Here is a 19,111-nt window from a genome sequence, read left to right as displayed (position 1 = left end):
GAGATAACCTCAGTCCCATGGCAGACGACTACCTCGTACGCATCGGCAAGCTCATCCGTGACGCCCGGCAGCACCGGGGCTGGACTCAGTCGCAGCTGGCGGAGGCGCTCGGCACCAGCCAGAGCGCGGTCAACCGGATCGAGCGCGGCAACCAGAACATCAGCCTTGAGATGATCGCTCGCATCGGGGAGGCCCTCGACAGCGAGATCGTGTCCCTCGGCTACGCCGGTCCGATGCATCTGCGCGTGGTCGGCGGGCGCCGGCTGTCCGGCGCCATCGACGTGAAGACGAGCAAGAACGCGTGCGTGGCACTGCTGTGCGCCTCACTGCTCAACGAGGGGCGCACGGTGCTGCGCCGCGTCGCCCGCATCGAGGAGGTGTACCGCCTCCTCGAGGTGCTGGGCTCCATCGGTGTGCGCACCCGGTGGATCAACGACGGTGTCGACCTGGAGATCGTGCCGTCGGCCGAGCTCGACCTGGAGGCGATCGACGCGGACGCGGCCCGCCGCACCCGCTCCATCATCATGTTCCTCGGCCCGCTGCTGCACCGCATGGACGCGTTCAAGCTGCCGTACGCCGGCGGCTGCGACCTCGGTACGCGCACCATCGAGCCGCACATGATCGCGCTGCGCCGGTTCGGCCTGGACATCGCTGCCACCGAGGGCCAGTACCACGCCCGGGTGGACCGCGCGGTGAGCCCCGACCGCCCGATCGTCCTGACCGAGCGCGGCGACACGGTGACCGAGAACGCGCTGCTCGCGGCCGCCCGGCACGACGGCATCACCGTCATCCGCAACGCCTCGTCCAACTACATGGTCCAGGACCTCTGCTTCTTCCTCGAGGCGCTCGGCGTCAAGGTCGACGGCATCGGCACCACCACCCTCACCGTGCACGGCGTGCCCACCATCGACGTCGACGTGGACTACTCCCCCTCCGAGGACCCGGTCGAGGCGATGAGCCTGGTCGCGGCGGCCGTGGTCACCGAGTCGGAGCTGACGGTGCGCCGGGTGCCGATCGAGTTCCTGGAGATCGAGCTGGCGGTCCTGGAGGAGATGGGCCTCGACCACGACCGCACGCCCGAGTACTTCGCCGACAACGGCCGCACCCGGCTGGTGGACCTCACCGTCCGGCCCTCCAAGCTGGAGGCGCCGATCGACAAGATCCACCCCATGCCGTTCCCCGGCCTGAACATCGACAACGTCCCGTTCTTCGCGGCCATCGCCGCGGTCGCCCAGGGCAAGACCCTCATCCACGACTGGGTCTACGACAACCGCGCCATCTACCTGACCGACCTGAACCGCCTCGGCGGCCGGCTCCAGCTCCTCGACCCCCACCGCGTCCTGGTCGAGGGCCCGACCCGCTGGCGCGCCGCCGAGATGATGTGCCCGCCGGCGCTGCGCCCCGCGGTGGTCGTCCTGCTGGCGATGATGGCGGCCGAGGGCACGTCGGTGCTGCGCAACGTGTACGTCATCAACCGGGGTTACGAGGAGCTGGCGGAGCGGCTGAACTCGGTGGGGGCGCAGATCGAGACGTTCCGGGACATCTGAGCCAGCGGGGGCGTGAGGTGTGCGCCCCCTGAAAAGGGATAGTCCGACACCGTGGACGCCTCTCTGGTGACCTTCGGGCACAGCACCGCCGGACGGGAGCGGATCACCGAGCTGTTGCGGGCGGCCGGAGTCACGGCCGTCGTGGACGTGCGGACCGCTCCCGGCAGCCGTCGTGACCCCGACCTGCTGCGGGAGCGGATGGCCGCATGGATGCCGGAGGCCGGCCTCGCCTACCGGTGGGAACCCCGCCTCGGCGGCTTCCGGCCCCTGCCCGAGGACAGCCCGGACGTCGTCTGGCGCAACGCTTCCTTCCGCGGCTACGCCGCCCACACCCGCTCCCCCGAGTTCGTCGCCGCCATGGACCGGGCGTTGCGGGAGGCGGCGCACACGCGTACCGCCGTGATGTGCAGCGAGGCGGTCTGGTGGCGCTGCCACCGCCGGCTGATCGCCGACTTCGCGGTCCTCGCCCGCGGTGTGCCCGCCCTGCACCTCATGCACGACGGCCGTCTGAGCGCCCACAGGCCGACACCGGGAGCCCGTCTGCGCGACGACGGGCTCCTCGTGTACGACGCCCCGACCGATCCGCCCCGGGGCTGAGCCGTCAGTACAGCTTGTTCACCGCCGTGACGGTCGTGGCCTTGAAGTCGGCCACCTGGGCGTGCTGGAAGGTGCCCATCTGGCCCCACCGGACGATGGTGACGGTCGCGCCGTCGCGGCCGACCGAGAAGAGATTGATGTCGGAGGAACCCCAGGCGGAGGCGGTATGGATGCCGTAGACGTCGGCGCCCTCCTCGACGTTGAGCCGCCCGTAGTACTTCTGCGTCGCGGTGATGTCGGGGTCCTGCTGCATCAGCTTCTTCGCGCAGCCGGCCAGGTCCTTGCGCAGCAGCGCCGCGAAGTCCTTCGCCCACTGCTCGCTGCGCCCCTCGACCGTGAGCTGCTGGGCGTTGGTGTCGAACTCCGTCCAGTACTCCCGGTGCGAGGTGATGGACGGCAGCGCGTCGCCGACGCACATCGGCAGCGGGTCGGGCTGGCCGGCCGTGACCGCTCCGGCGTACCAGGACGAGGACGGGTGCGGCGGCAGCTCGGCCGGCTCCAGGAACCGGGGCGTGTCGGAGGCCGGTGCGGTGGCGGCGGCGGCCGGGACGGCTGCTGCGGCGACACCGGCGACGACCGCCAGCGCGGCCACGGTGGTACGGATGCCTCGGGTACGGATGGCTCGGGTGCGGTTCTGCATGGTCTCCCCCATTGGTCTTCCTCGATCGGTTTCCCGGTCGAAAGCGCAGGCCTTTGCCCTTGCCCCCCGTACGACCCGCCACCCCCCGCGACCGTTGCCCTGTACGCCCGCTACGGCTCCGTCCCGATTGTCACCGGCGTGCAACCGGGTTCGCGGGCCGGGCCGGTGATCCGCTTCGCACAGAAGACCGGACAGGTCCGGGCCTTACGGGCGTAAAGCGACCGAAGAATGGATAGGGGCTATACGGCGAAACGCGGGGAGTGTCCGACCTGCCCGGATGCCGGGCGCAGCGGCTTCAGGAGGGGGAGCGCGCATGGACAGCCGGCCCTTGTATCTCGAACCGCGGCTGGAGGCACGGCTGAGATCGCTCGTGGCGGCGCACGGCACGCTGCACTCGATCGTCGACGCGCTCGGTTCACCCCTGCACGTCGTGGTGCCGGACCAGATCGCCGAGAACGTGGAGCGGTTCCGGTCGGTGTACCGGGCGCACCACCTGTCGGGGCAGGTCTTCTACGCCCACAAGGCCAACCGCTCCAGTGCGCTGCTGCGGCGGCTCGCGGCGACGGACGCGGGCGTGGACGTCGCGTCGCTGGGCGAGTTGCAGCACGCGCTGGGTGCCGGCTTCGGCGCCGACCGGATCATGACCACCGGGCCGAAGAACCCCGAGTTCCTGTGGCTGGCGGCGCGGACGGGTGTCACGGTCAACGTCGACGGCGTCGCCGAGCTGGACCGGCTCGCCGGCCTGGTGCGGGGGCACGGGCTCGCCCCGGTGCGGGTGCTGCTGCGGCTGTCGGGCTTCGAGACGTCGGGCGTGAAGGTGCTGAGCCGGCGCAGCCGTTTCGGTACGCCGGTAAGGGAGTTGGAGCCACTGCTGGAGGCGGTCGAGCGGCACCGAGACGCGATCGATCCGACGGGGGTGGCCTTCCATCTGGACACGACGAGTGTCGCGGAGAAGGCGACGGCCCTCGAAGGGTGCCTGGCCGCCCTGGAGTTGTGCCGGAGCCGGGGTCTGCGGCCCCGGGCCGTGGACGTCGGTGGCGGGTTCGGCGTCAGCTACCTCGCCGAGCGGGAGCAGTGGGAGGCGTACACGAGCGGGCTCACCGCGGCCGTCCTCGGCCGGCGTCCGCCCCTGGCGTGGGGCGGGCACGGCTATGGGCTGCGCGACGAGTCCGGCACCCTGCGCGGCACGCTGGGCCTCTACCCCGCCCACCGCTCCGTCGCCGGCGCCGCGTATCTGGACGAGCTGCTGGCCCAGCCCGCCGCTTCGCTGGGCGGACGCCCGCTGGCCGCGCTGCTGCTGGAGCATCTGTACGACCTGCACACCGAGCCCGGCCGGGCCCTGCTCGACCAGTGCGGACTCACCCTGGCGCGGGTCCTGGAGGTCCGCGGCCCGGAACCCGGCGGGGAACTGCTCGTACGGCTGGCCGCGAAGGCGGACGACATCGCCCTGGAGGACCACGGAGTGCTGATGGATCCGGTCGTCGTCCCCAGAAGCGGAGCCGGGCCGGGTGAGGGGCCCGTCGCCGTGCACCTCTTCGGCAGCCTCTGCCTGGAGACCGACCTCATCACCCGGCGCACGGTGTTCCTGCCGCGCCGCCCGGAACCCGGTGACCTGCTCGCCTTCGCCAACACCGCGGGCTACGCCATGGACTTCCACGCCACGCGAGCCCAGCACCAGCCCGCCGCCCGCAAGGTCGCCGCCTGGCGGGACGGCGACGCGTGGCGCTGGTGTCTGGACGACCAGTTCTGGCCGATCACACCCTCGGGGGGAGTCCAGTGAGGTACGACAGCATCACCGAGGCGATAGGCAACACCCCGCTGGTGCGGATCGACCCGGCCGTGCACGGCCTGCGGAACATCGACCTGTACGCCAAGCTGGAGATGCTCAACCCGTTCGGCTCGGTCAAGGACCGGGCCGCCTGGAGCATGGCGCGGCCCCTGCTGGACGAGGCGGTCGCGCACGGCAGCCAGGTGGTGGAGTTGTCCAGCGGCAACACGGCCAAGGCCCTCGCGGTCATCGCGGGCATGCACGGCCTGGGCTTCAAGAGCGTCACCAACCGGATGCGGGTCCCGGAGATCAAGGACCTCCTGCTGCTGCTCGGCGCGGAGATCGAGGAGTTGCCGGGGCAGAGCGAGTGCCTGGACCCGACCGCCACGGACGATCCGCTGACCCTGTTCCACCGGACGCTGTCGGCCTCCGGCAGCGCCTATCTGCACACCGACCAGTACTTCAACCCCCGCAACACCGAGGCCCATCTCACCGGCACCGGGCCGGAGATCGTCAAGGACCTGGACGGCCGGGTCCCGGACTGGTTCGTCGCCTGCGTGGGCACCGCCGGTTCCTCCACGGGTGTCGCCCGCGCCCTGCGTGAGGAGGATCCGTCCGTGCGGGTGCTCGGGCTGGTCGGGGCCAAGTCCGACTTCATCCCGGGGATCCGCACCATCGACGAGGTGCAGGAGGTCGGCCTGTTCGATCCGGAGACGTACGACTCGATGGAGTCGGTGAGCGCCGACGAGGCGATCGAGGGCATGCTCACCCTGAATCGCCGCTGCGGCATCCTCGGCGGCCCCACCGGCGGGGCGGCCTACTTCGGCGCGGTCCGCCATCTGCGCTGCGTGGACGAGGAGTCGACCGAGCGTCGGACGGCGGTGTTCATCGTCTGCGACCGCGTGGAGAGCTATCTGAGCTACGTCCGGGAGCGGCGCCCCGACCTGCTGGGCCGGCCGCCCCGGAAGAACTCGCCGGCCGACCTGTCGGACGCCGAGGTCGGCGCGGCGCCGTCGATCGGCGTGGCCGACGCCCGGCGCTGGATCGACTCCGACCGGCCGCTCGTGGTCGACCTGCGCAGCCCGTTCGCGTACGCGGCGCTGCACATCGACGGGTCGGTCAACATCGTCGACGAGCTGTTCGCCGAACTCCTACGGGGCGGGCTGCCGTTCAGCAGGCGTCAACCGGTGCTGCTGGCCTGCCCGGTCGGTGAGCAGTCCGCGCGGTACGCGGCGCTGCTGACCCGGATGGGCCACCCGGACGTGCGCAGCCTGGCCGGCGGCATCATCGCCTGGCGGGACGCGGGCGCCCCCCTGGTGCGGGACTGACCGGCATGAGCGCACCGATCATCCGTGAGGATCTGCGGCCGTGGCAGCGTGCGCTGCGCGAAGAGTTCCCCATCATCACCGGGCACCCCGAGCTGGCCTACCTGGACAGCGCGGCCACGGCGCAGAAGCCGCGGGCCGTGCAGGAGACGGTGCGGACGTATCTGACCACGTCCAACGCCAACGCCGCGCGCGGCACCTACACCTGGGCCAACCGGACGACGGAGCTGGTGGAGCGCACCCGCGAGCGCGTCGCCCGGTTCCTCGGGGACTCCCGGCCGGAGCGCTCCGCCGTCCACTTCACGAGCGGCACCACCGAGGGGCTGCGGACCATCGCCCGCGACTGGCTGCCGGGGTTCCTGCGCGACGGCGACGAGATCGTCGTGCCGGACGCCGACCACCAGGCCAACATCGTGCCCTGGCTGGAGGCCCGGGAGTCGCTCGCGCGCGAGGGCGTGCGCGTCCGGGTGGTGCCGATGCCGTACCAGAGCGGCTCCGGGGACTACGATCACCGGGCTCTGGCCGAACGGGCGGGCCCGCGCACGCGGTTCGTCGCCACCACCCATGTGCACCACGTGTACGGCGGCGACATGAACGTGCGGCGCATCCGCCAGGCCGTCGGCCCCGACGCGGTCATCTGCCTGGACGCCGCGCAGAGCGTGGGTCATCTGCCGGTGTCCGTGGCCGAGTTGGATGTGGACTTCGTCGTGTTCTCCGGGCACAAGGCGCTGGCCCTGCCCGGCTCCGGGGCGGTGTGGGCGCGGCAGGCACGCGGTCCCGTCTTCGTGCCCGGCGGCTGGAGCGGCACCCCGAACACCGTGGGCATCGCCTCGCTCGAAGCGGCCCTGGACTGGCTGGACGCGGCCGGCCTCGGCCGGATCGAGCGCTGGACGGCCGACCTCGCGACCCGGCTCACCGAGGGGCTGCGCCGGCTGGACGCCTACGAGGTCCTCGGCTGCCCGCTCAGTCTGGCCGCCGACTCCGACGTGCAGCGGCGGCAGGGCATCGTGACCCTGCGGCACCGTGCCATCGACTCGGGCGACCTGGGATTCATCCTGTTCAGCCACGGCTTCATGGTTCGCTCCGACCATCACTGCCAGGGCGACGCGGGCGAGAAGACCGGTTCGGTGCGGGTGAGTCTGCATGTGTACAACACGGGTGAGGAGGTCGACCGGCTGCTGTCCGTTCTCGCCTCACTCCAGTGACATCACCCGCCAGGTGCCGAGCGATGGGCGCGCTAGGCGTAATGGGAACCGTTTCCACCTGTAGGCTCGGACCTGGCAGGAGTCAGGTGCGAGACGGCGAGGTGGCGCGACCGGATGGGGCTGAGTCTGGCGACGGCGGAGCGATGGGTGGAGCGCTGGGAGCGCCAGCAACAGCGGTACGCCGTCGACCGCGAGGAGCGGTTCACGGTGATCGCCGACGTCGTCGAGCACGTCACGGCGGGGCGCGCGTCCCCGCCCCTCGTCGTGGACCTGGGCTGCGGGCCCGGCTCCCTCGCGGCCCGGCTGGTCCGGCGGCTGCCGGACGCCGAGATCGTGGCCGTGGACCGGGACCCCGTCCTGCTGGAACTGGGCCGCACCCACCACCCGGACGCGGCCCGCTACGTCGACGCCGAGATCGGCGCGCCCGGCTGGACCTGGGCGCTGGATCTGGACCGGCCCCTGGACGCTGCGGTCTCCACGACGGCCCTGCACTACCTCGACCGCGACACCCTGCTCGGCACCTACCGGCAGCTCGCCACGCTGATGCGCCCCGGGGGCGTCCTCGTCAACGGCGACCACCTCCCCCAGGGCGAGACGGGCCCGGCCGGGATCGCGGCCCACGTCGGGCGGTGCCGGGCCGACCGGCAGCGCGCGTTCGCCCACGAGGACTGGGACTCCTGGTGGGCCGCCGCGGGCGAGGACCCGGAGCTGGCCGACCTGCTCGCGGAGCGCCGACGGCGTGAGGCCCTCCTCGGCACCGGCCGCCCCGCCGAACTCCCCCTCTGCGCCCATCTGGAGCTGCTCCGGCAGGCGGGCTTCGACACGGCCGGACCGGTGTGGCAGTACGGCGACAGCTGCGTGGTCGTGGCGGTGCGCTGACAGTCCGTGTCCGCGAAGTCCCGCGCGTCACCCGGGCGGCCCGCGCCGGACGGCGGGCAGGGGTGGACATTCCGACCATGCATGCAGATGTCGCCTTATGGTGGTGTCGACGGCCGTCCCCGGCGGAAGCGCCCCGAGCGGCACCCCCCACGCGAGGAGCACCCATGACCACCGCCGAGCACACCACCCACGAGAACCACGCGCACGCCCACGGCGACGACTGCGGCCACCTCGCCTTCACCCACGGCGACCACACCGACTACGCCCACGACGGCCACATCCACCGGATGCACGACGGCCACGCCGACGAGTGCGCGGACGGCCGCCACACGGTGCACCGGAACCACGACCACGAGCACGGCGACGACTGCGGCCACCTGGCCGTACGGCACGGTGACCACACGGACTACGTGCACGACGGCCACCGCCACGCCGCTCACGAGGGTCACTGGGACGACCACTGACACAGCTCGTGCCGGACGCCGTCCGGCGCGCTCAGGCCAGGACGTCCCCGTGGACGGTGCGGTCGCACCAGCGCTCCAGCAGGGTGCGGTTCGTGGCCGACGGCCGGCAGGGCGGCGCCGGTCGAGGCCCGGTGGCCCTCGACGGCCGTGACCAGGGCGGCCGCGGTGGAGGCGTCGAGCTGCGCGGTCATCTCGTCGCACGCCAGCGGGCGTGGGCGCAGCACCCAGAGCCCGGGCGAGGCAGGCGCGTTGCAGCCGGCCGTCGCTGACCTCGTGCGGCCGCCTGGTGAGCAGGTCGGGGGTGAGGCCGAACGGCGGGGGCCAACCCGGCTGTCCGGTCGTCGGCTTCCCGGCCGCGGCCGGTGGCCCGCAGGGGCTCGGCGATCAGGTCGGTGAGTGGCAGCCGGGGGTCCGCGGAGAGCCTCGCCTGCTGGAAGACGACCCCGAAGGCGGTGCGCAGGGCGCGTGGGGCGCGGTGCCGCCAGTGCCGTATCGGCGGGCGGCCCGAAGCCGGGTCGCCCGCCGTTTCCCTCAGCCTGGTGCTCAGGCCTGGGTCAGGGTGACGTCCTGCCCCTGGACCGCGTGGAAGCTGGGCAGCGGCAGGCCGCTGAAGGTGCGCAGCTCCATCAGGGTGGCCTCGACGTGAGCCGCCCCGGCCACCAGCGCGCCGGGCGTGACCTGGCCGGTGTTCACCCAGCGGTGCTCGGCGCCGTCGCACACGGCCCGGGTGCCGCCGATGCCGTGACGGGTCGTCGAGACGCCCTGACTGAGGGAGGAGCTGACGAAGACCGGGCCGCTGGAGCTCGCGCAGCGGTAGGTGCCGGACAGGGTGACGGTGCCGTCGGCGGTGATCCGGCCGACCGCGTCGACCGTCACGGAGCCGGTCGGGGCGAGGGCGGACGCGGTGGCGGGCGCCGCGCCGGCGCCGGTGAGCAGGAGCAGCGCGGCACCGGCCGCCGCGCCGAGAAGGGGACGTACACGCATGGGGGAAACCTCCCGAAAGGAGTGGAATTGCGGCTTCCACTCGTACCGGCCCCCCGGGCCGGCTCCCGTGATCCTCACCCCTTCGGTGGCGAGTCCGCTCCGGCCGTCGTGGAACCGTCCTGGGAATGTCCTGGGCGTGTCACGCTTCCCGCCGGGCCGTTCCGATGAGTTCGGCACGGGAGGATGGTCAGTCTGTACGAGTCGTCCGAACCCTTCGGGCGGCCCTGCCGACGTGGAGGTGCGCCATGTGTGCCCACCAGCCCCAGTGCCCCGCGACCGACTCCCCCGCCGCGCACGTCGTGGCGGCCCGCCCCGAGCAGGGCTGGAGCCTGCTGTGCGACGGGACGGTCGTCTTCGACGACACCGGCGAACTGCTGCCGGACGGACGCGTGGTACAGCCGCGCCGGGTGACCGCCGAGGGACTGGCCGTCGCGGCCTGACCCGAGGGCGCCGCTTCACGGCGGCGCGACGGCCTCACTACGGCAGGACCGCGAAGCCGTCCAGTTCCACCATCGCCTCCGCGTCCCACAGCCGGACGACCTCGACGACGGCCATGGCCGGATAGTCCCGACCGGCCAACTCGCGCCAGGTGCGGCCCAGTTCGGACGCACACGTACGGTACGCCTCGACATCCGTGGCGTAGACGGTGACGCGGGCCAGGTCGGAGGGCGTGCCACCGGCCGCCGCGAGGGCGGTCAGCAGGTTGGTGAGGGCCCGCTCGAACTGCTCGGGCAGGGTGCTGCCGACCACCTTGCCGTCGGCGTCCAGGGCGGTCTGCCCCGCGAGGAACACCACCCGTGACCCGGACGCCACGACGGCGTGGGAGAAGCCGGCCGGCGGGGACAGCTCGGACGGGTTGACGCGCTCAGTGCTCACCGGGCCTCCTGACGGGCGTACAACTCCTTGGCGATGATGCCGCGCTGCACCTCGCTGGCCCCCTCGTAGATGCGCGGGGCGCGCACCTCGCGGTAGAGGTGTTCGAGCAGATGGCCGCGTTGCAGCGCCCGGGCGCCGTGCAGCTGGACGGCCGCGTCGACGACGTACTGCGCGGTCTCGGTGGCGAGCAGTTTCGCCATGGCGGAGCGCCGGGGCACGTCCGGGTCGTCCGCGTCGTACGCCGACGCCGCCGCGTGCACCATCAGCCGGGCCGCCTCGGTGCGCAGGGCCATCTCGGCGACCTGGTGCGAGACGGCTTGCAGGTCCCGCAGCTTGCCCCCGAAGGCGTCGCGCCCGGCGGTGTGGGCGAGGGTGGCGTCGAGGGCCGCCTGCGCCATGCCGACCGCGAACGCGCCGACGCTGGGCCGGAACAGGTTGAGCGTGCCCATCGCGACCCGGAAGCCGCGGTCCGCCTCGCCGAGCACGTCGTCGGCCGTCACCGGCACGGCGTCGAAGTCGAGGGCGCCGATGGGGTGCGGCGAGAGCATGTCGAGTCCGCGGCCGGTCAGGCCCGGCCGGTCGGCGGGCACGAGGAAGGCGGTGACGCCCCGCGCCCCGGCACCCGGGGTGGTGCGGGCGAAGACGGTGTAGAAGTCGGCCTCGGGGGCGTTGGAGATCCAGCACTTCTCCCCGGTGAGCCGCCAGCGGGCGGGGCCGTCGGGGGCGGCGGCGAGGGCCGGGGTGTCCCCCCGCGACGCGTCCGATGGCCGGCCACCCCGCGCGTCATCCGCCTCCGCCCGCAGCTCCAGCGCCGCCGCGTCCGATCCCGCCCCGGGCTCGCTCAGCGCGAAGGCCGCGATCGCCGTGCCGGCGGTGACCTTGGGGAGCCAGCGGGCGCGTTGCGCCTCGGTTCCGTAGGCGTGCACCGGATGGGCGCCGAGGCCCTGGAGGGCCAGGGCCGTCTCCGCTTCCGTGCAGGCGTAGGCCAGGGACTCGCGCATCAGGCACAGGTCGAGCGCGCCCGAGGTGAACAAGCGGCCGAGCAGGCCGAGGCTGCCGAGCTCGGCGACCAGGGCGCGGTTCACATGCCCCGGTTCCCCCTTGTCGGCCAGCGGGTGGAGCCGTTCCGCCGCCAGGGCGCGCAGTTCCGCGCACCAGGCGAGTTGTGCCGGTTCGAGCGAGAATGCGGTCATCGCCGGTCCCTTCTCCGCCACCCTGCGTTCCGGCTGGGCCACTCCGAGGCTATCGCGGACCGTTGACTGTCGTCACCAACACGATACGCTCCAGGTGCGAGCCCACCACGCCAAGGGGGCGAACCGTATGACCGCACGGCGCACGGCCCACGTCGACACCTTCGCCCGGGACCATCTGCCACCCCCGGACCAATGGCCCGAGCTCCGCTTCGATCTGCCGGAGCTGCACTACCCCGAACGGCTCAACTGCGCCGCCGAACTGCTGACCGGCCCGTCCGACGACCGCCCGGCCTTCCTCACCGCCACCGACGAGCCGTGGACGTACGGCGATCTGCGCGCCCGCGTGGACCGCGTCGCCCATCTGCTCACCGGCGAACTCGGTGTCGTCCCGGGCAACCGGGTGCTGCTGCGCGGCCCCACCACCCCCTGGCTCGCGGCCTGCTGGCTGGCGGTGCTGAAGGCGGGGGCGGTGGCGGTCACGGTGCTCGCCCAGCAGCGCCCGCACGAGCTGAGCACAATGTGCGAGATCGCGCGGGTGCGGCACGCCCTGTGCGACATCCGGGCCGTCGACGACCTCGCCAAGGCCGAGATCCCCGGCCTGCGGATCGCGACCTACGGCGGTGACGCCCCGGACGACCTGCTCAACCGCCCGGCGCCCACGACCCCGTACGAGGCGGTCGCGACGGCGGCCGACGACGTGGCACTGATCGCCTTCACCTCCGGCACCACCGGCCGCCCTAAGGGCTGCATGCACCTGCACCGCGACGTGCTGGCGATCGCCGACACGTTCTCCCGGCACGTCCTGAAGCCGGGCCCGGACGACGTGTTCACCGGCAGTCCCCCGCTGGGCTTCACCTTCGGTCTCGGCGGGCTGGTGGTCTTCCCGCTGCGGGCGGGGGCGCGTGCGCTGCTGCTCGAACAGGCCGGGCCCCGGCAGTTGCTGCCCGCCATCGCCCGGCACCGGGTCTCCGTGCTGTTCACCGCCCCGACGGCGTACCGCGCGATGCTCGACGAGCTCGACGGCCACGACGTCTCCTCCCTGCGCCGCTGCGTCTCGGCCGGCGAGAACCTGCCCGCGGCGACCTGGCGGGCCTGGCACGAGCGCACGGGCCTGCGCGTCATCAACGGCATCGGCGCCACCGAGCTGCTGCACATCTTCATCTCCGCGGCGGACGACCGGATCCGGCCCGGAACCACGGGCGTTCCGGTGCCGGGCTGGCAGGCACGCGTGCAGGACGCGGACGGCGAGCCCGTGCCCGACGGGCAGCCGGGCCTGCTCGCCGTGCGGGGGCCGGTCGGCTGCCGGTACCTCGCCGACCCGCGACAGCGGGACTACGTGCGCGGCGGCTGGAACGTCACCGGCGACACCTACGTCCGCGACCCCGACGGCTACTTCCGCTACGTCGCCCGCGCCGACGACATGATCATCTCGGCCGGGTACAACATCGCCGGACCCGAGGTGGAGGACGCGCTGCTGCGACACCCGGACGTGCGGGAGGCGGCGGTCGTGGGGCGGCCCGACGAGGCCCGCGGACAGGTCGTGCTGGCCTTCGCCGTCCTCAGGGAGGGCGCGCGGCCGGACGCCGAGGCGCTGCGCGCCTTCGTGAAGAGCGAGCTGGCGCCGTACAAGTGCCCGCGCGAGATCGTCTTCCTGGACGCGCTGCCCCGCACGGCCACCGGCAAGCTCCAGCGGTTCCGACTGCGCGCCCCGGGGGTACCGGAAGGCGACCGGGAATGATCCGTACGACCTAAGATGATCAACGTGTCCGACCACCATGCACCACGGTCTCTCATCGTCACGCTCTACGGCGCGTACGGCCGCTTCATGCCGGGCCCCGTGCCGGTAGCCGAACTGATCCGGCTGCTGGCCGCGGCCGGCGTGGACGCTCCGTCCGTACGCTCCTCGGTGTCACGACTCAAGAGACGCGGCCTGCTCGTGCCGGCCCGCACCGCACAGGGCGCGGCCGGTTACGAACTGTCCCCGGACGCCCGTCAGTTGCTCGACGACGGCGACCGCCGCATCTACGCCTCCGCTCCGCCCGAGGACGAGGGCTGGGTGCTCGCGGTGTTCTCCGTGCCGGAGTCGGAGCGGCAGAAGCGGCACGTGCTGCGCTCCCGGCTGGCCGGGCTCGGTTTCGGCACGGCCGCTCCTGGCGTGTGGATCGCGCCCGCGCGGCTGTACGAGGAGACCCGGCACACGCTCCAGCGGCTGCGGCTCGACGCGTACGTCGACTTCTTCCGCGGTGACCACCTCGGCTTCGCCCCGACCGCGGAGGCCGTCGCCCGGTGGTGGGATCTGGCCGCCATCGCCAAGGAGCACGAGGAGTTCCTCGACCGCCACGCGCGGGTGCTGCGCGACTGGGAGAAGCGCGAGGACACCCCGCCGGAGGAGGCCTACCGGGACTACCTCCTCGCCCTGGACTCCTGGCGCCACCTGCCCTACACCGACCCGGGCCTGCCGGCCGAGCTGCTTCCCGCGGACTGGCCGGGGGTCCGCTCCTCGGCGGTGTTCCGGGGGCTGCACGAGCGGCTGCGGGACGCGGGGGCGGCGTTCGTGGGGCTCTGAGCCACCCGGACGCCGCCCGGTTTGCGGCGTTTGCTCCGCCGTGGAACGGTCAACGATGTCCGCGACTGGACGGAGCGCGTACCGGGAGGCGGACCGAGGGATGACCGTCACCACACCACCGAGGACGACAGGCGCCCGCGCGGACCGGCTCCCATGAGGCGGTGGGGGCGCTCGGTGCACGGCGGGTGGCACCGGGCCGGTGCGCCCACCCTCGTCCGGCAGGGCCGCGACCTGGAGTTGCTGCACCGGGCCACGGGGTTCGCCACGCTCGCCCTGGTCACCCTGGCGCCGCTGCTCATCGTGGTCGCCGCCGCCGACCCCCTGGGACGGGGCGGATTCGCCCTGTGGCTCGCCGACGGCATGGGGCTGTCCGGGCGGTCCGCGCGGGTGCTCACGGACATCATCAGCCCGCCGCTCAAGGTCATCGGCACCACGAGCGTGCTCGGCGGCGTCGCCCTCGCGGTCTTCGGTGTCGCGTTCGGCGGGAGCGTGCAGAACGGCTACGAGCGGATCTGGGGCCTGCCCTCGGGCCCCTGGCACCGCGTCTGGCGGCAGGCGGTGTGGATGATCGCCATGACCGCGTACCTGTACCAGGAGGTGCAGACGCGCAGCATCGTCTCGGGGCCGGAGCGGATCGCGCTGAGCTCGGCGTCCGGTGTGCTGTTCTTCTGGTGGGGGCAGCGTTTCCTGCTGGGCGGACAGGTCCGCTGGAGCGCTCTGCTCCCCGGGGCGCTGGCGACCATGGCCGGCCTGGTCGGCCTGCGCATGTTCTCCTACTTCGTCTTCACCCCGCTCATCGTCACCAACGCCATCAGCTACGGAGCGATGGGGGTCGTCCTCGTCGTGGAGTCCTGGCTCATCGGCGTGGGCTACGTCGTCTACGGCGGCGCGCTCGTCGGCCGCTGGGTGCTGGAGCATCACGGGCCCCAAGACCACGCCGAGTAGACCGGCTCCGGCCGACGCTGCCGTACGAACGCACATGCCACCCTCAGGGATCCTTGTCCATGCTCATGCGAATCCACAGGGGTCTATCCCCTCGCATCTGCGGCATTATCATCGGGGGCATACCGAACCGAGGGAGCAGCTCCGTGATGACCCGTACCGCGCGCCGGACCCGCCGCCCGCTCCAGGTGGCCGCGGGAGGAGCCGCGGCCCTGCTGGCCCTGAGCGCCTGCTCGTCCGGCTCGGATTCCTCGGCGAAGCCGGATTCCTCCGGGTCGGGCAGGCTCTCCGGCGAGGTGACCGTGTTCGCCGCGGCCTCGCTGAAGGAGAGCTTCACGACGCTGGGCGAGCAGTTCGAGAAGGAGCACCCCGGCACGAAGGTCACCTTCAGCTTCGGCGGCAGCGACTCGCTGGCCGCGAGCATCACCGGCGGCGCCCCGGCGGACGTCTTCGCCTCGGCCAGCCCCAAGACGATGAAGATCGTCACTGACGCCGGGGACACCTCGGGCACCCCCGCGACCTTCGTCCGCAACGAGCTGGAGATCGCCACCCTGCCCGGCAACCCCGGGAAGATCGCCTCGCTCGAGGACCTCACCGAGGCGGGCCGGAAGGTCGTGCTCTGCGACAAGGCGGTGCCGTGCGGCGCCGCCGCGCAGAAGGCCCTGGACGCGAGCAAGCTGAAGCTCACGCCCGTCTCCTACGAGCAGGACGTGAAGGCCGCGCTCACCAAGGTCGAGCTGAAGGAGGCCGACGCCGCCGTCGTCTACAAGACGGACGTGCGCGCGGCGGGTGACAAGGTGGCGGGCGTGGAGTTCCCCGAGTCCGCCGACGCCGTCAACGACTACCCGATCGCCCTGCTCAAGGACGCGCGGAACACCGAGACCGCCAAGGCGTTCATCGCGCTGGTGCGGTCCGCCGACGGCCAGAAGGTCCTGAGCGGGGCCGGGTTCCTCAAGCCGTGACGCTCTCGACCGACAAGCCTCGCCCCGCGGCCGACACCCTCCGGGGCGGTCCGCGGCGCCGGCGCGTCCGGACGGGCGTCCCGCTGCCCCTGCTGATCCCCGCGCTGATCGGCCTGGCCTTCCTGACCGTGCCGCTGCTCGCCCTGCTCGTGCGGACCCCGTGGCACAGCCTGCCCACGCAGCTGACCAGCCCGGACGTGTGGCAGGCTCTCAAGCTCTCCCTGATCTGCGCGACCCTCGCCACCGGCGTGAGCCTGGTCGTCGGCGTGCCGCTGGCCTGGCTGCTGGCCCGCGTCGACTTCCCCAGCCGCGGCCTCGTACGCGCCCTCGTCACCCTGCCCCTCGTCCTGCCCCCGGTCGTGGGCGGTGTGGCGCTGCTGATGGCGCTCGGCCGCAACGGCATCGTCGGGCGGTGGCTCGACTCGTGGTTCGGGCTCACGCTGCCCTTCACCACCGCCGGGGTCGTGATCGCGGAGGCGTTCGTGGCGATGCCCTTCCTCGTGATCAGCGTCGAGGGCACCCTGCGGGCCGCCGATCCGCGCTACGAGGAGGCCGCCGCCACCCTGGGCGCGTCCCGGTTCACCGCGTTCCGCCGGGTGACGCTGCCGATGATCGCGCCGGGTATCGCGGCGGGCGCGGTCCTCGCCTGGGCGCGGGCGCTCGGCGAGTTCGGCGCGACGATCACCTTCGCCGGCAACTTCCCCGGCCGCACCCAGACCATGCCCCTGGCCGTCTACCTGGCCCTGCAGAGCGACCCGGAGGCCGCGATCGCCCTCAGCCTGGTGCTGCTGGCGGTGTCGATCGCGGTGCTCGCCGGGTTGCGCGACCGATGGATGAGCGCCGGATGACCCAGACCCACTCCGCCGCCGGCACCTCCATGGACGGACTCGACGCCCATCTCGTCGTGGACCGGGGCGGCTTCCGTCTCGACGTGGCGCTGGCCGTCTCGCCCGGCGAGGTCGTCGCCCTGCTCGGGCCGAACGGCGCCGGCAAGACCACCGCGCTGCGGGGCCTCGCCGGTCTGACCCCGCTGTCCGGCGGCCATCTGCGGCTGGACGGCGCCGAGCTGGACCGTACGCCGCCGGAGGCCCGTCCCGTCGGTGTCGTCTTCCAGGACTACCTGCTCTTCCCCCACCTCACGGCCCTCGACAACGTCGCCTTCGGCCCCCGCTGCCAGGGCGCCACGAAGGCCGAGGCCCGGGCGCGGGCCGCCGAGTGGCTCGACCGCCTCGGCCTCGCCGCGCACACCGGCGCCAAGCCGCGCAGGCTCTCCGGCGGCCAGGCCCAGCGCGTCGCCCTCGCCCGTGCCCTGGCGACCCGCCCCCGGCTGCTGCTCCTGGACGAGCCGCTGGCTGCCCTGGACGCCCGCACCCGCCTGGATGTACGCGCCCAGCTCCGGCGCCATCTGGCCGACTTCGAGGCGGTCGCCGTGCTCGTCACCCACGATCCGCTCGACGCCATGGTGCTGGCCGACCGGCTGGTGGTCGTGGAACACGGCCGGGTGGTCCAGGAGGGCACCCCGGGCGACATCGCCCGTCATCCCCGTACGGACTACATCGCGCAACTGGTCGGCCTGAACCTCTACCGGGGCGAGGCCGACGGCCACACCGTGCGGCTCGCCGACGGCCCGCGCCTGACCACCACGGAGGTCCTGTCCGGCCCGGTCTTCGTGGCGTTCCCGCCCGGTGCGGTCACCCTGCACCGGGAGCGGCCCACGGGCTCCAGCGCCCGCAACCTGTGGCGGTGCGAGGTGGCGGGTCTGGAGACCCACGGCGACCAGATCCGCGCCGACCTCACCGGTGAACTCCCCCTCGCCGCCGACCTCACCACGGTCGCGGCGGCCGAACTCGATCTCCACCCGGGGGCGGAGGTCTGGGCCACCGTGAAGGCGGCACAGACCCACGCCTACCCGGTCTGAGGCGATCGGCGTCCCCACGGGTCAGGCCGCCGTCCTGACCGGCGTGCCCTCCGGGACGACGACGGCCTCCCGCACGACGCGGCGGCGCCGGGCCGGCGTGAGCAGCGGGTGGGCGACGCCCCAGGCCGCGCCCTTGCAGATGATCTCCTTGTAGAGCGCGGCGAGCCGGCCGGTCAGGGCCGCGGACTTCGCCCTGTCGTCGGCGGTGACGTACTGGATCAGTCCGTCCTTGCGGCCCAGGGAGATGCACTGGTTGAAGTAGCGCACCGGCACGGTCGGGATCTTCCGGCCGGTCAGCCGGGCCGCGATGGCGTCGGCGGCCTGCCAGGCGGTGGGGACGCCCGAGGCGCACGACATCCGCAGCGGCTTGTCCCCGGGGCCCATCGCCAGGGCCGCGTCGCCGACGGCGTAGACGTCCGGGTGCGACACCGAGCGCATGGTTTGGTCGACCAAAATCTGGCCGGTGCCGGAGACCTCCAGGGTGGTGGCCTGTGCGATGGGGTGGACGGCGAAGCCCGTGGTCCACACGGTGACCGCCGCCGGGAGGGTCGTGCCGTCGGCGGTGGTGACGCGGTCGGCGTCGACGGCGGTGACGGCGGTGTGCTCGTGGACGGTGATGCCGAGCCGGTCGAAGGTCGTGCGCAGGTGCCCACCGCCCTTGGGCGAGAGCCAGTCGCCGAATCCGCCGCGGACGGCCAGGGCGACGTCAAGGTCCGGCCGTGCTTCGGCGATCTCGGTCGCCGCCTCCACCCCGGTGAGGCCGCCACCGACCACGACCACGGATTCCCCGGCGGACAGGCCGGCCAGGCGCTCGCGCAGCCGAAGCGCTCCGGGGCGGCTCGCGATCTCGTGGGCGTGCTCGGCGGTGCCGGGCACCCCCTGGTCGTTCCAGCCGCTGCCGAGGGCGTAGACGAGGGTGTCGTACTCCAGCTCCTCGCCCTTCGCCTCTCCGGTCGTGTCGAGGGCGGCTACGGTGACGGTCCTGCGGTCGGCGTCGAGGGCGGTGACCTTCGCCTGCTTCAGCGCGACGCCGGTGCCCTGGAACATCTCGTCGAAGGGCCGGGGCGCGAGGTCCTGGCCGGTTGCGAGCTGGTGCATCCGGACGCGCTCGACGAAGTCGGGCTCGGCGTTGACGAGGGTGATGGCGACGTCTTCGCGGTGCAGTCGCTTGGCGAGGCGCCCGGCGGCGGTGGCTCCGGTGTAGCCGGCTCCGAGGACGACGATGCGGTGCTGCATGGCGTAGCT

At 73.0% G+C, this 19,111-nt stretch carries 19 protein-coding genes and 1 pseudogene; 14 read left to right on the top strand and 6 right to left on the bottom strand.

Annotated elements, in window-relative coordinates:
- Positions 1–17: 17 nt before the first annotated feature.
- Complete coding sequence (locus QOL88_RS30295) at positions 18–1,547, top strand: helix-turn-helix domain-containing protein (RefSeq protein WP_097221455.1); 1,530 nt, start codon at positions 18–20, stop codon at positions 1,545–1,547.
- A 51-nt stretch (positions 1,548–1,598) separates the two neighbouring features.
- Positions 1,599–2,144, top strand: coding sequence for a DUF488 domain-containing protein (locus QOL88_RS30290; protein WP_097221454.1), 546 nt, complete (start codon positions 1,599–1,601; stop codon positions 2,142–2,144).
- Positions 2,145–2,148: 4 nt separating this feature from the next.
- Here the strand turns inward: QOL88_RS30290 and QOL88_RS30285 are convergent, their stop codons facing one another.
- On the bottom strand, positions 2,149–2,796 hold the full coding sequence (locus QOL88_RS30285; RefSeq protein ID WP_097221453.1) for a hypothetical protein: 648 nt from the start codon (positions 2,794–2,796) through the stop codon (positions 2,149–2,151).
- Between the two features lie 301 nt (positions 2,797–3,097).
- Between QOL88_RS30285 and QOL88_RS30280 the strand changes: the two genes are divergently transcribed.
- The 5 genes from QOL88_RS30280 to QOL88_RS30260 all read left to right on the top strand — a co-directional run bounded on the left by QOL88_RS30280 (position 3,098) and on the right by QOL88_RS30260 (position 8,425).
- Complete coding sequence (locus QOL88_RS30280) at positions 3,098–4,564, top strand: Y4yA family PLP-dependent enzyme (RefSeq protein WP_097221452.1); 1,467 nt, start codon at positions 3,098–3,100, stop codon at positions 4,562–4,564.
- Positions 4,561–5,880, top strand: coding sequence for a pyridoxal-phosphate dependent enzyme (locus QOL88_RS30275; protein WP_097221451.1), 1,320 nt, complete (start codon positions 4,561–4,563; stop codon positions 5,878–5,880). The genes QOL88_RS30280 and QOL88_RS30275 overlap by 4 nt, the downstream gene beginning before the upstream one ends.
- A 5-nt stretch (positions 5,881–5,885) precedes the next feature.
- The gene (locus QOL88_RS30270) at positions 5,886–7,082 is read left to right on the top strand and encodes an aminotransferase class V-fold PLP-dependent enzyme (protein ID WP_097221450.1); all 1,197 of its coding nucleotides are present in this window, start codon (positions 5,886–5,888) and stop codon (positions 7,080–7,082) included.
- A gap of 114 nt (positions 7,083–7,196) precedes the next feature.
- Positions 7,197–7,961 carry a class I SAM-dependent methyltransferase gene (locus tag QOL88_RS30265; RefSeq protein WP_097221449.1) on the top strand — a complete coding sequence of 255 codons (765 nt, stop codon included), beginning with the start codon at positions 7,197–7,199 and terminating at the stop codon, positions 7,959–7,961.
- 164 nt (positions 7,962–8,125) lie between these two features.
- Positions 8,126–8,425 carry a hypothetical protein gene (locus QOL88_RS30260; RefSeq protein WP_031110250.1) on the top strand — a complete coding sequence of 100 codons (300 nt, stop codon included), beginning with the start codon at positions 8,126–8,128 and terminating at the stop codon, positions 8,423–8,425.
- Positions 8,426–8,456: 31 nt separating this feature from the next.
- Here QOL88_RS30260 and QOL88_RS30255 read toward each other — a convergent pair.
- Both QOL88_RS30255 and QOL88_RS30250 read right to left on the bottom strand, forming a co-directional pair.
- Positions 8,457–8,921 (bottom strand): annotated as a pseudogene (locus tag QOL88_RS30255) (ATP-binding cassette domain-containing protein); the annotation flags it as partial.
- A gap of 47 nt (positions 8,922–8,968) precedes the next feature.
- On the bottom strand, positions 8,969–9,409 hold the full coding sequence (locus QOL88_RS30250) for a DUF6299 family protein (RefSeq protein ID WP_097221448.1): 441 nt from the start codon (positions 9,407–9,409) through the stop codon (positions 8,969–8,971).
- Positions 9,410–9,654: 245 nt separating this feature from the next.
- Here QOL88_RS30250 and QOL88_RS30245 point away from each other — a divergent pair, with 245 nt between their 5' ends.
- The gene (locus QOL88_RS30245; RefSeq protein ID WP_097221447.1) at positions 9,655–9,849 is read left to right on the top strand and encodes a DUF5999 family protein; all 195 of its coding nucleotides are present in this window, start codon (positions 9,655–9,657) and stop codon (positions 9,847–9,849) included.
- Between the two features lie 37 nt (positions 9,850–9,886).
- Here QOL88_RS30245 and QOL88_RS30240 read toward each other — a convergent pair whose 3' ends face one another.
- Complete coding sequence (locus QOL88_RS30240; RefSeq protein WP_097221446.1) at positions 9,887–10,285, bottom strand: RidA family protein; 399 nt, start codon at positions 10,283–10,285, stop codon at positions 9,887–9,889.
- Positions 10,282–11,478 (bottom strand): acyl-CoA dehydrogenase family protein, encoded by a 1,197-nt coding sequence (locus tag QOL88_RS30235; RefSeq protein ID WP_097223242.1) that lies wholly within the window; start codon positions 11,476–11,478, stop codon positions 10,282–10,284. The genes QOL88_RS30240 and QOL88_RS30235 overlap by 4 nt, the downstream gene beginning before the upstream one ends.
- A 127-nt stretch (positions 11,479–11,605) precedes the next feature.
- On the opposite strand from QOL88_RS30235, the gene QOL88_RS30230 reads away from it, so the two are divergent.
- The 6 genes from QOL88_RS30230 to QOL88_RS30205 all read left to right on the top strand — a co-directional run bounded on the left by QOL88_RS30230 (position 11,606) and on the right by QOL88_RS30205 (position 17,866).
- Positions 11,606–13,216: an AMP-binding protein gene (locus QOL88_RS30230; protein ID WP_097221445.1), complete on the top strand. Its 1,611-nt coding sequence runs from the start codon at positions 11,606–11,608 to the stop codon at positions 13,214–13,216.
- 15 nt (positions 13,217–13,231) lie between these two features.
- Positions 13,232–14,044, top strand: a complete 813-nt coding sequence (locus QOL88_RS30225) for a PaaX family transcriptional regulator (protein ID WP_097221444.1) — start codon at positions 13,232–13,234, stop codon at positions 14,042–14,044.
- Positions 14,045–14,197: 153 nt separating this feature from the next.
- Positions 14,198–14,989: a YhjD/YihY/BrkB family envelope integrity protein gene (locus QOL88_RS30220; RefSeq protein ID WP_097221443.1), complete on the top strand. Its 792-nt coding sequence runs from the start codon at positions 14,198–14,200 to the stop codon at positions 14,987–14,989.
- A 146-nt stretch (positions 14,990–15,135) separates the two neighbouring features.
- Positions 15,136–15,948 carry a molybdate ABC transporter substrate-binding protein gene (gene modA / locus QOL88_RS30215; RefSeq protein WP_097221442.1) on the top strand — a complete coding sequence of 271 codons (813 nt, stop codon included), beginning with the start codon at positions 15,136–15,138 and terminating at the stop codon, positions 15,946–15,948.
- Positions 15,945–16,796, top strand: a complete 852-nt coding sequence (gene modB / locus QOL88_RS30210) for a molybdate ABC transporter permease subunit (RefSeq protein ID WP_097221441.1) — start codon at positions 15,945–15,947, stop codon at positions 16,794–16,796. The genes modA and modB overlap by 4 nt, the downstream gene beginning before the upstream one ends.
- Positions 16,793–17,866, top strand: coding sequence for an ABC transporter ATP-binding protein (locus QOL88_RS30205; protein WP_097221440.1), 1,074 nt, complete (start codon positions 16,793–16,795; stop codon positions 17,864–17,866). Before modB ends, QOL88_RS30205 begins: the two co-directional genes overlap by 4 nt.
- 21 nt (positions 17,867–17,887) lie before the next feature.
- Here the strand turns inward: QOL88_RS30205 and QOL88_RS30200 are convergent, their stop codons facing one another.
- The gene (locus tag QOL88_RS30200; protein WP_097221439.1) at positions 17,888–19,102 is read right to left on the bottom strand and encodes an NAD(P)/FAD-dependent oxidoreductase; all 1,215 of its coding nucleotides are present in this window, start codon (positions 19,100–19,102) and stop codon (positions 17,888–17,890) included.
- Between the last annotated feature and the right edge of the window lie 9 nt (positions 19,103–19,111).

This window comes from Streptomyces sp. Ag82_O1-12 (assembly GCF_900182715.1).
Lineage (GTDB): Bacteria > Actinomycetota > Actinomycetes > Streptomycetales > Streptomycetaceae > Streptomyces > Streptomyces massasporeus.
Note: the sequence above shows the minus strand (reverse complement) of the source record. Positions and strands in the feature narration are given on the sequence as shown.

Excerpts from the sequence above, each read along its gene's own strand:
- QOL88_RS30285 (WP_097221453.1), bottom strand. The coding sequence starts at position 2,796 with ATGGGGGAGACCATGCAGAACCGCACCCGAGCCATCCGTACCCGAGGC.
- QOL88_RS30220 (WP_097221443.1), top strand. The coding sequence starts at position 14,198 with ATGAGGCGGTGGGGGCGCTCGGTGCACGGCGGGTGGCACCGGGCCGGT.
- QOL88_RS30280 (WP_097221452.1), top strand. The coding sequence starts at position 3,098 with ATGGACAGCCGGCCCTTGTATCTCGAACCGCGGCTGGAGGCACGGCTG.
- QOL88_RS30250 (WP_097221448.1), bottom strand. The coding sequence starts at position 9,409 with ATGCGTGTACGTCCCCTTCTCGGCGCGGCGGCCGGTGCCGCGCTGCTC.
- QOL88_RS30235 (WP_097223242.1), bottom strand. The coding sequence starts at position 11,478 with ATGACCGCATTCTCGCTCGAACCGGCACAACTCGCCTGGTGCGCGGAA.
- QOL88_RS30270 (WP_097221450.1), top strand. The coding sequence starts at position 5,886 with ATGAGCGCACCGATCATCCGTGAGGATCTGCGGCCGTGGCAGCGTGCG.
- QOL88_RS30200 (WP_097221439.1), bottom strand. The coding sequence starts at position 19,102 with ATGCAGCACCGCATCGTCGTCCTCGGAGCCGGCTACACCGGAGCCACC.
- modA (WP_097221442.1), top strand. The coding sequence starts at position 15,136 with ATGACCCGTACCGCGCGCCGGACCCGCCGCCCGCTCCAGGTGGCCGCG.
- QOL88_RS30260 (WP_031110250.1), top strand. The coding sequence starts at position 8,126 with ATGACCACCGCCGAGCACACCACCCACGAGAACCACGCGCACGCCCAC.
- QOL88_RS30230 (WP_097221445.1), top strand. The coding sequence starts at position 11,606 with ATGACCGCACGGCGCACGGCCCACGTCGACACCTTCGCCCGGGACCAT.
- QOL88_RS30205 (WP_097221440.1), top strand. The coding sequence starts at position 16,793 with ATGACCCAGACCCACTCCGCCGCCGGCACCTCCATGGACGGACTCGAC.
- QOL88_RS30295 (WP_097221455.1), top strand. The coding sequence starts at position 18 with ATGGCAGACGACTACCTCGTACGCATCGGCAAGCTCATCCGTGACGCC.
- QOL88_RS30245 (WP_097221447.1), top strand. The coding sequence starts at position 9,655 with ATGTGTGCCCACCAGCCCCAGTGCCCCGCGACCGACTCCCCCGCCGCG.
- QOL88_RS30225 (WP_097221444.1), top strand. The coding sequence starts at position 13,232 with ATGATCAACGTGTCCGACCACCATGCACCACGGTCTCTCATCGTCACG.
- QOL88_RS30265 (WP_097221449.1), top strand. The coding sequence starts at position 7,197 with ATGGGGCTGAGTCTGGCGACGGCGGAGCGATGGGTGGAGCGCTGGGAG.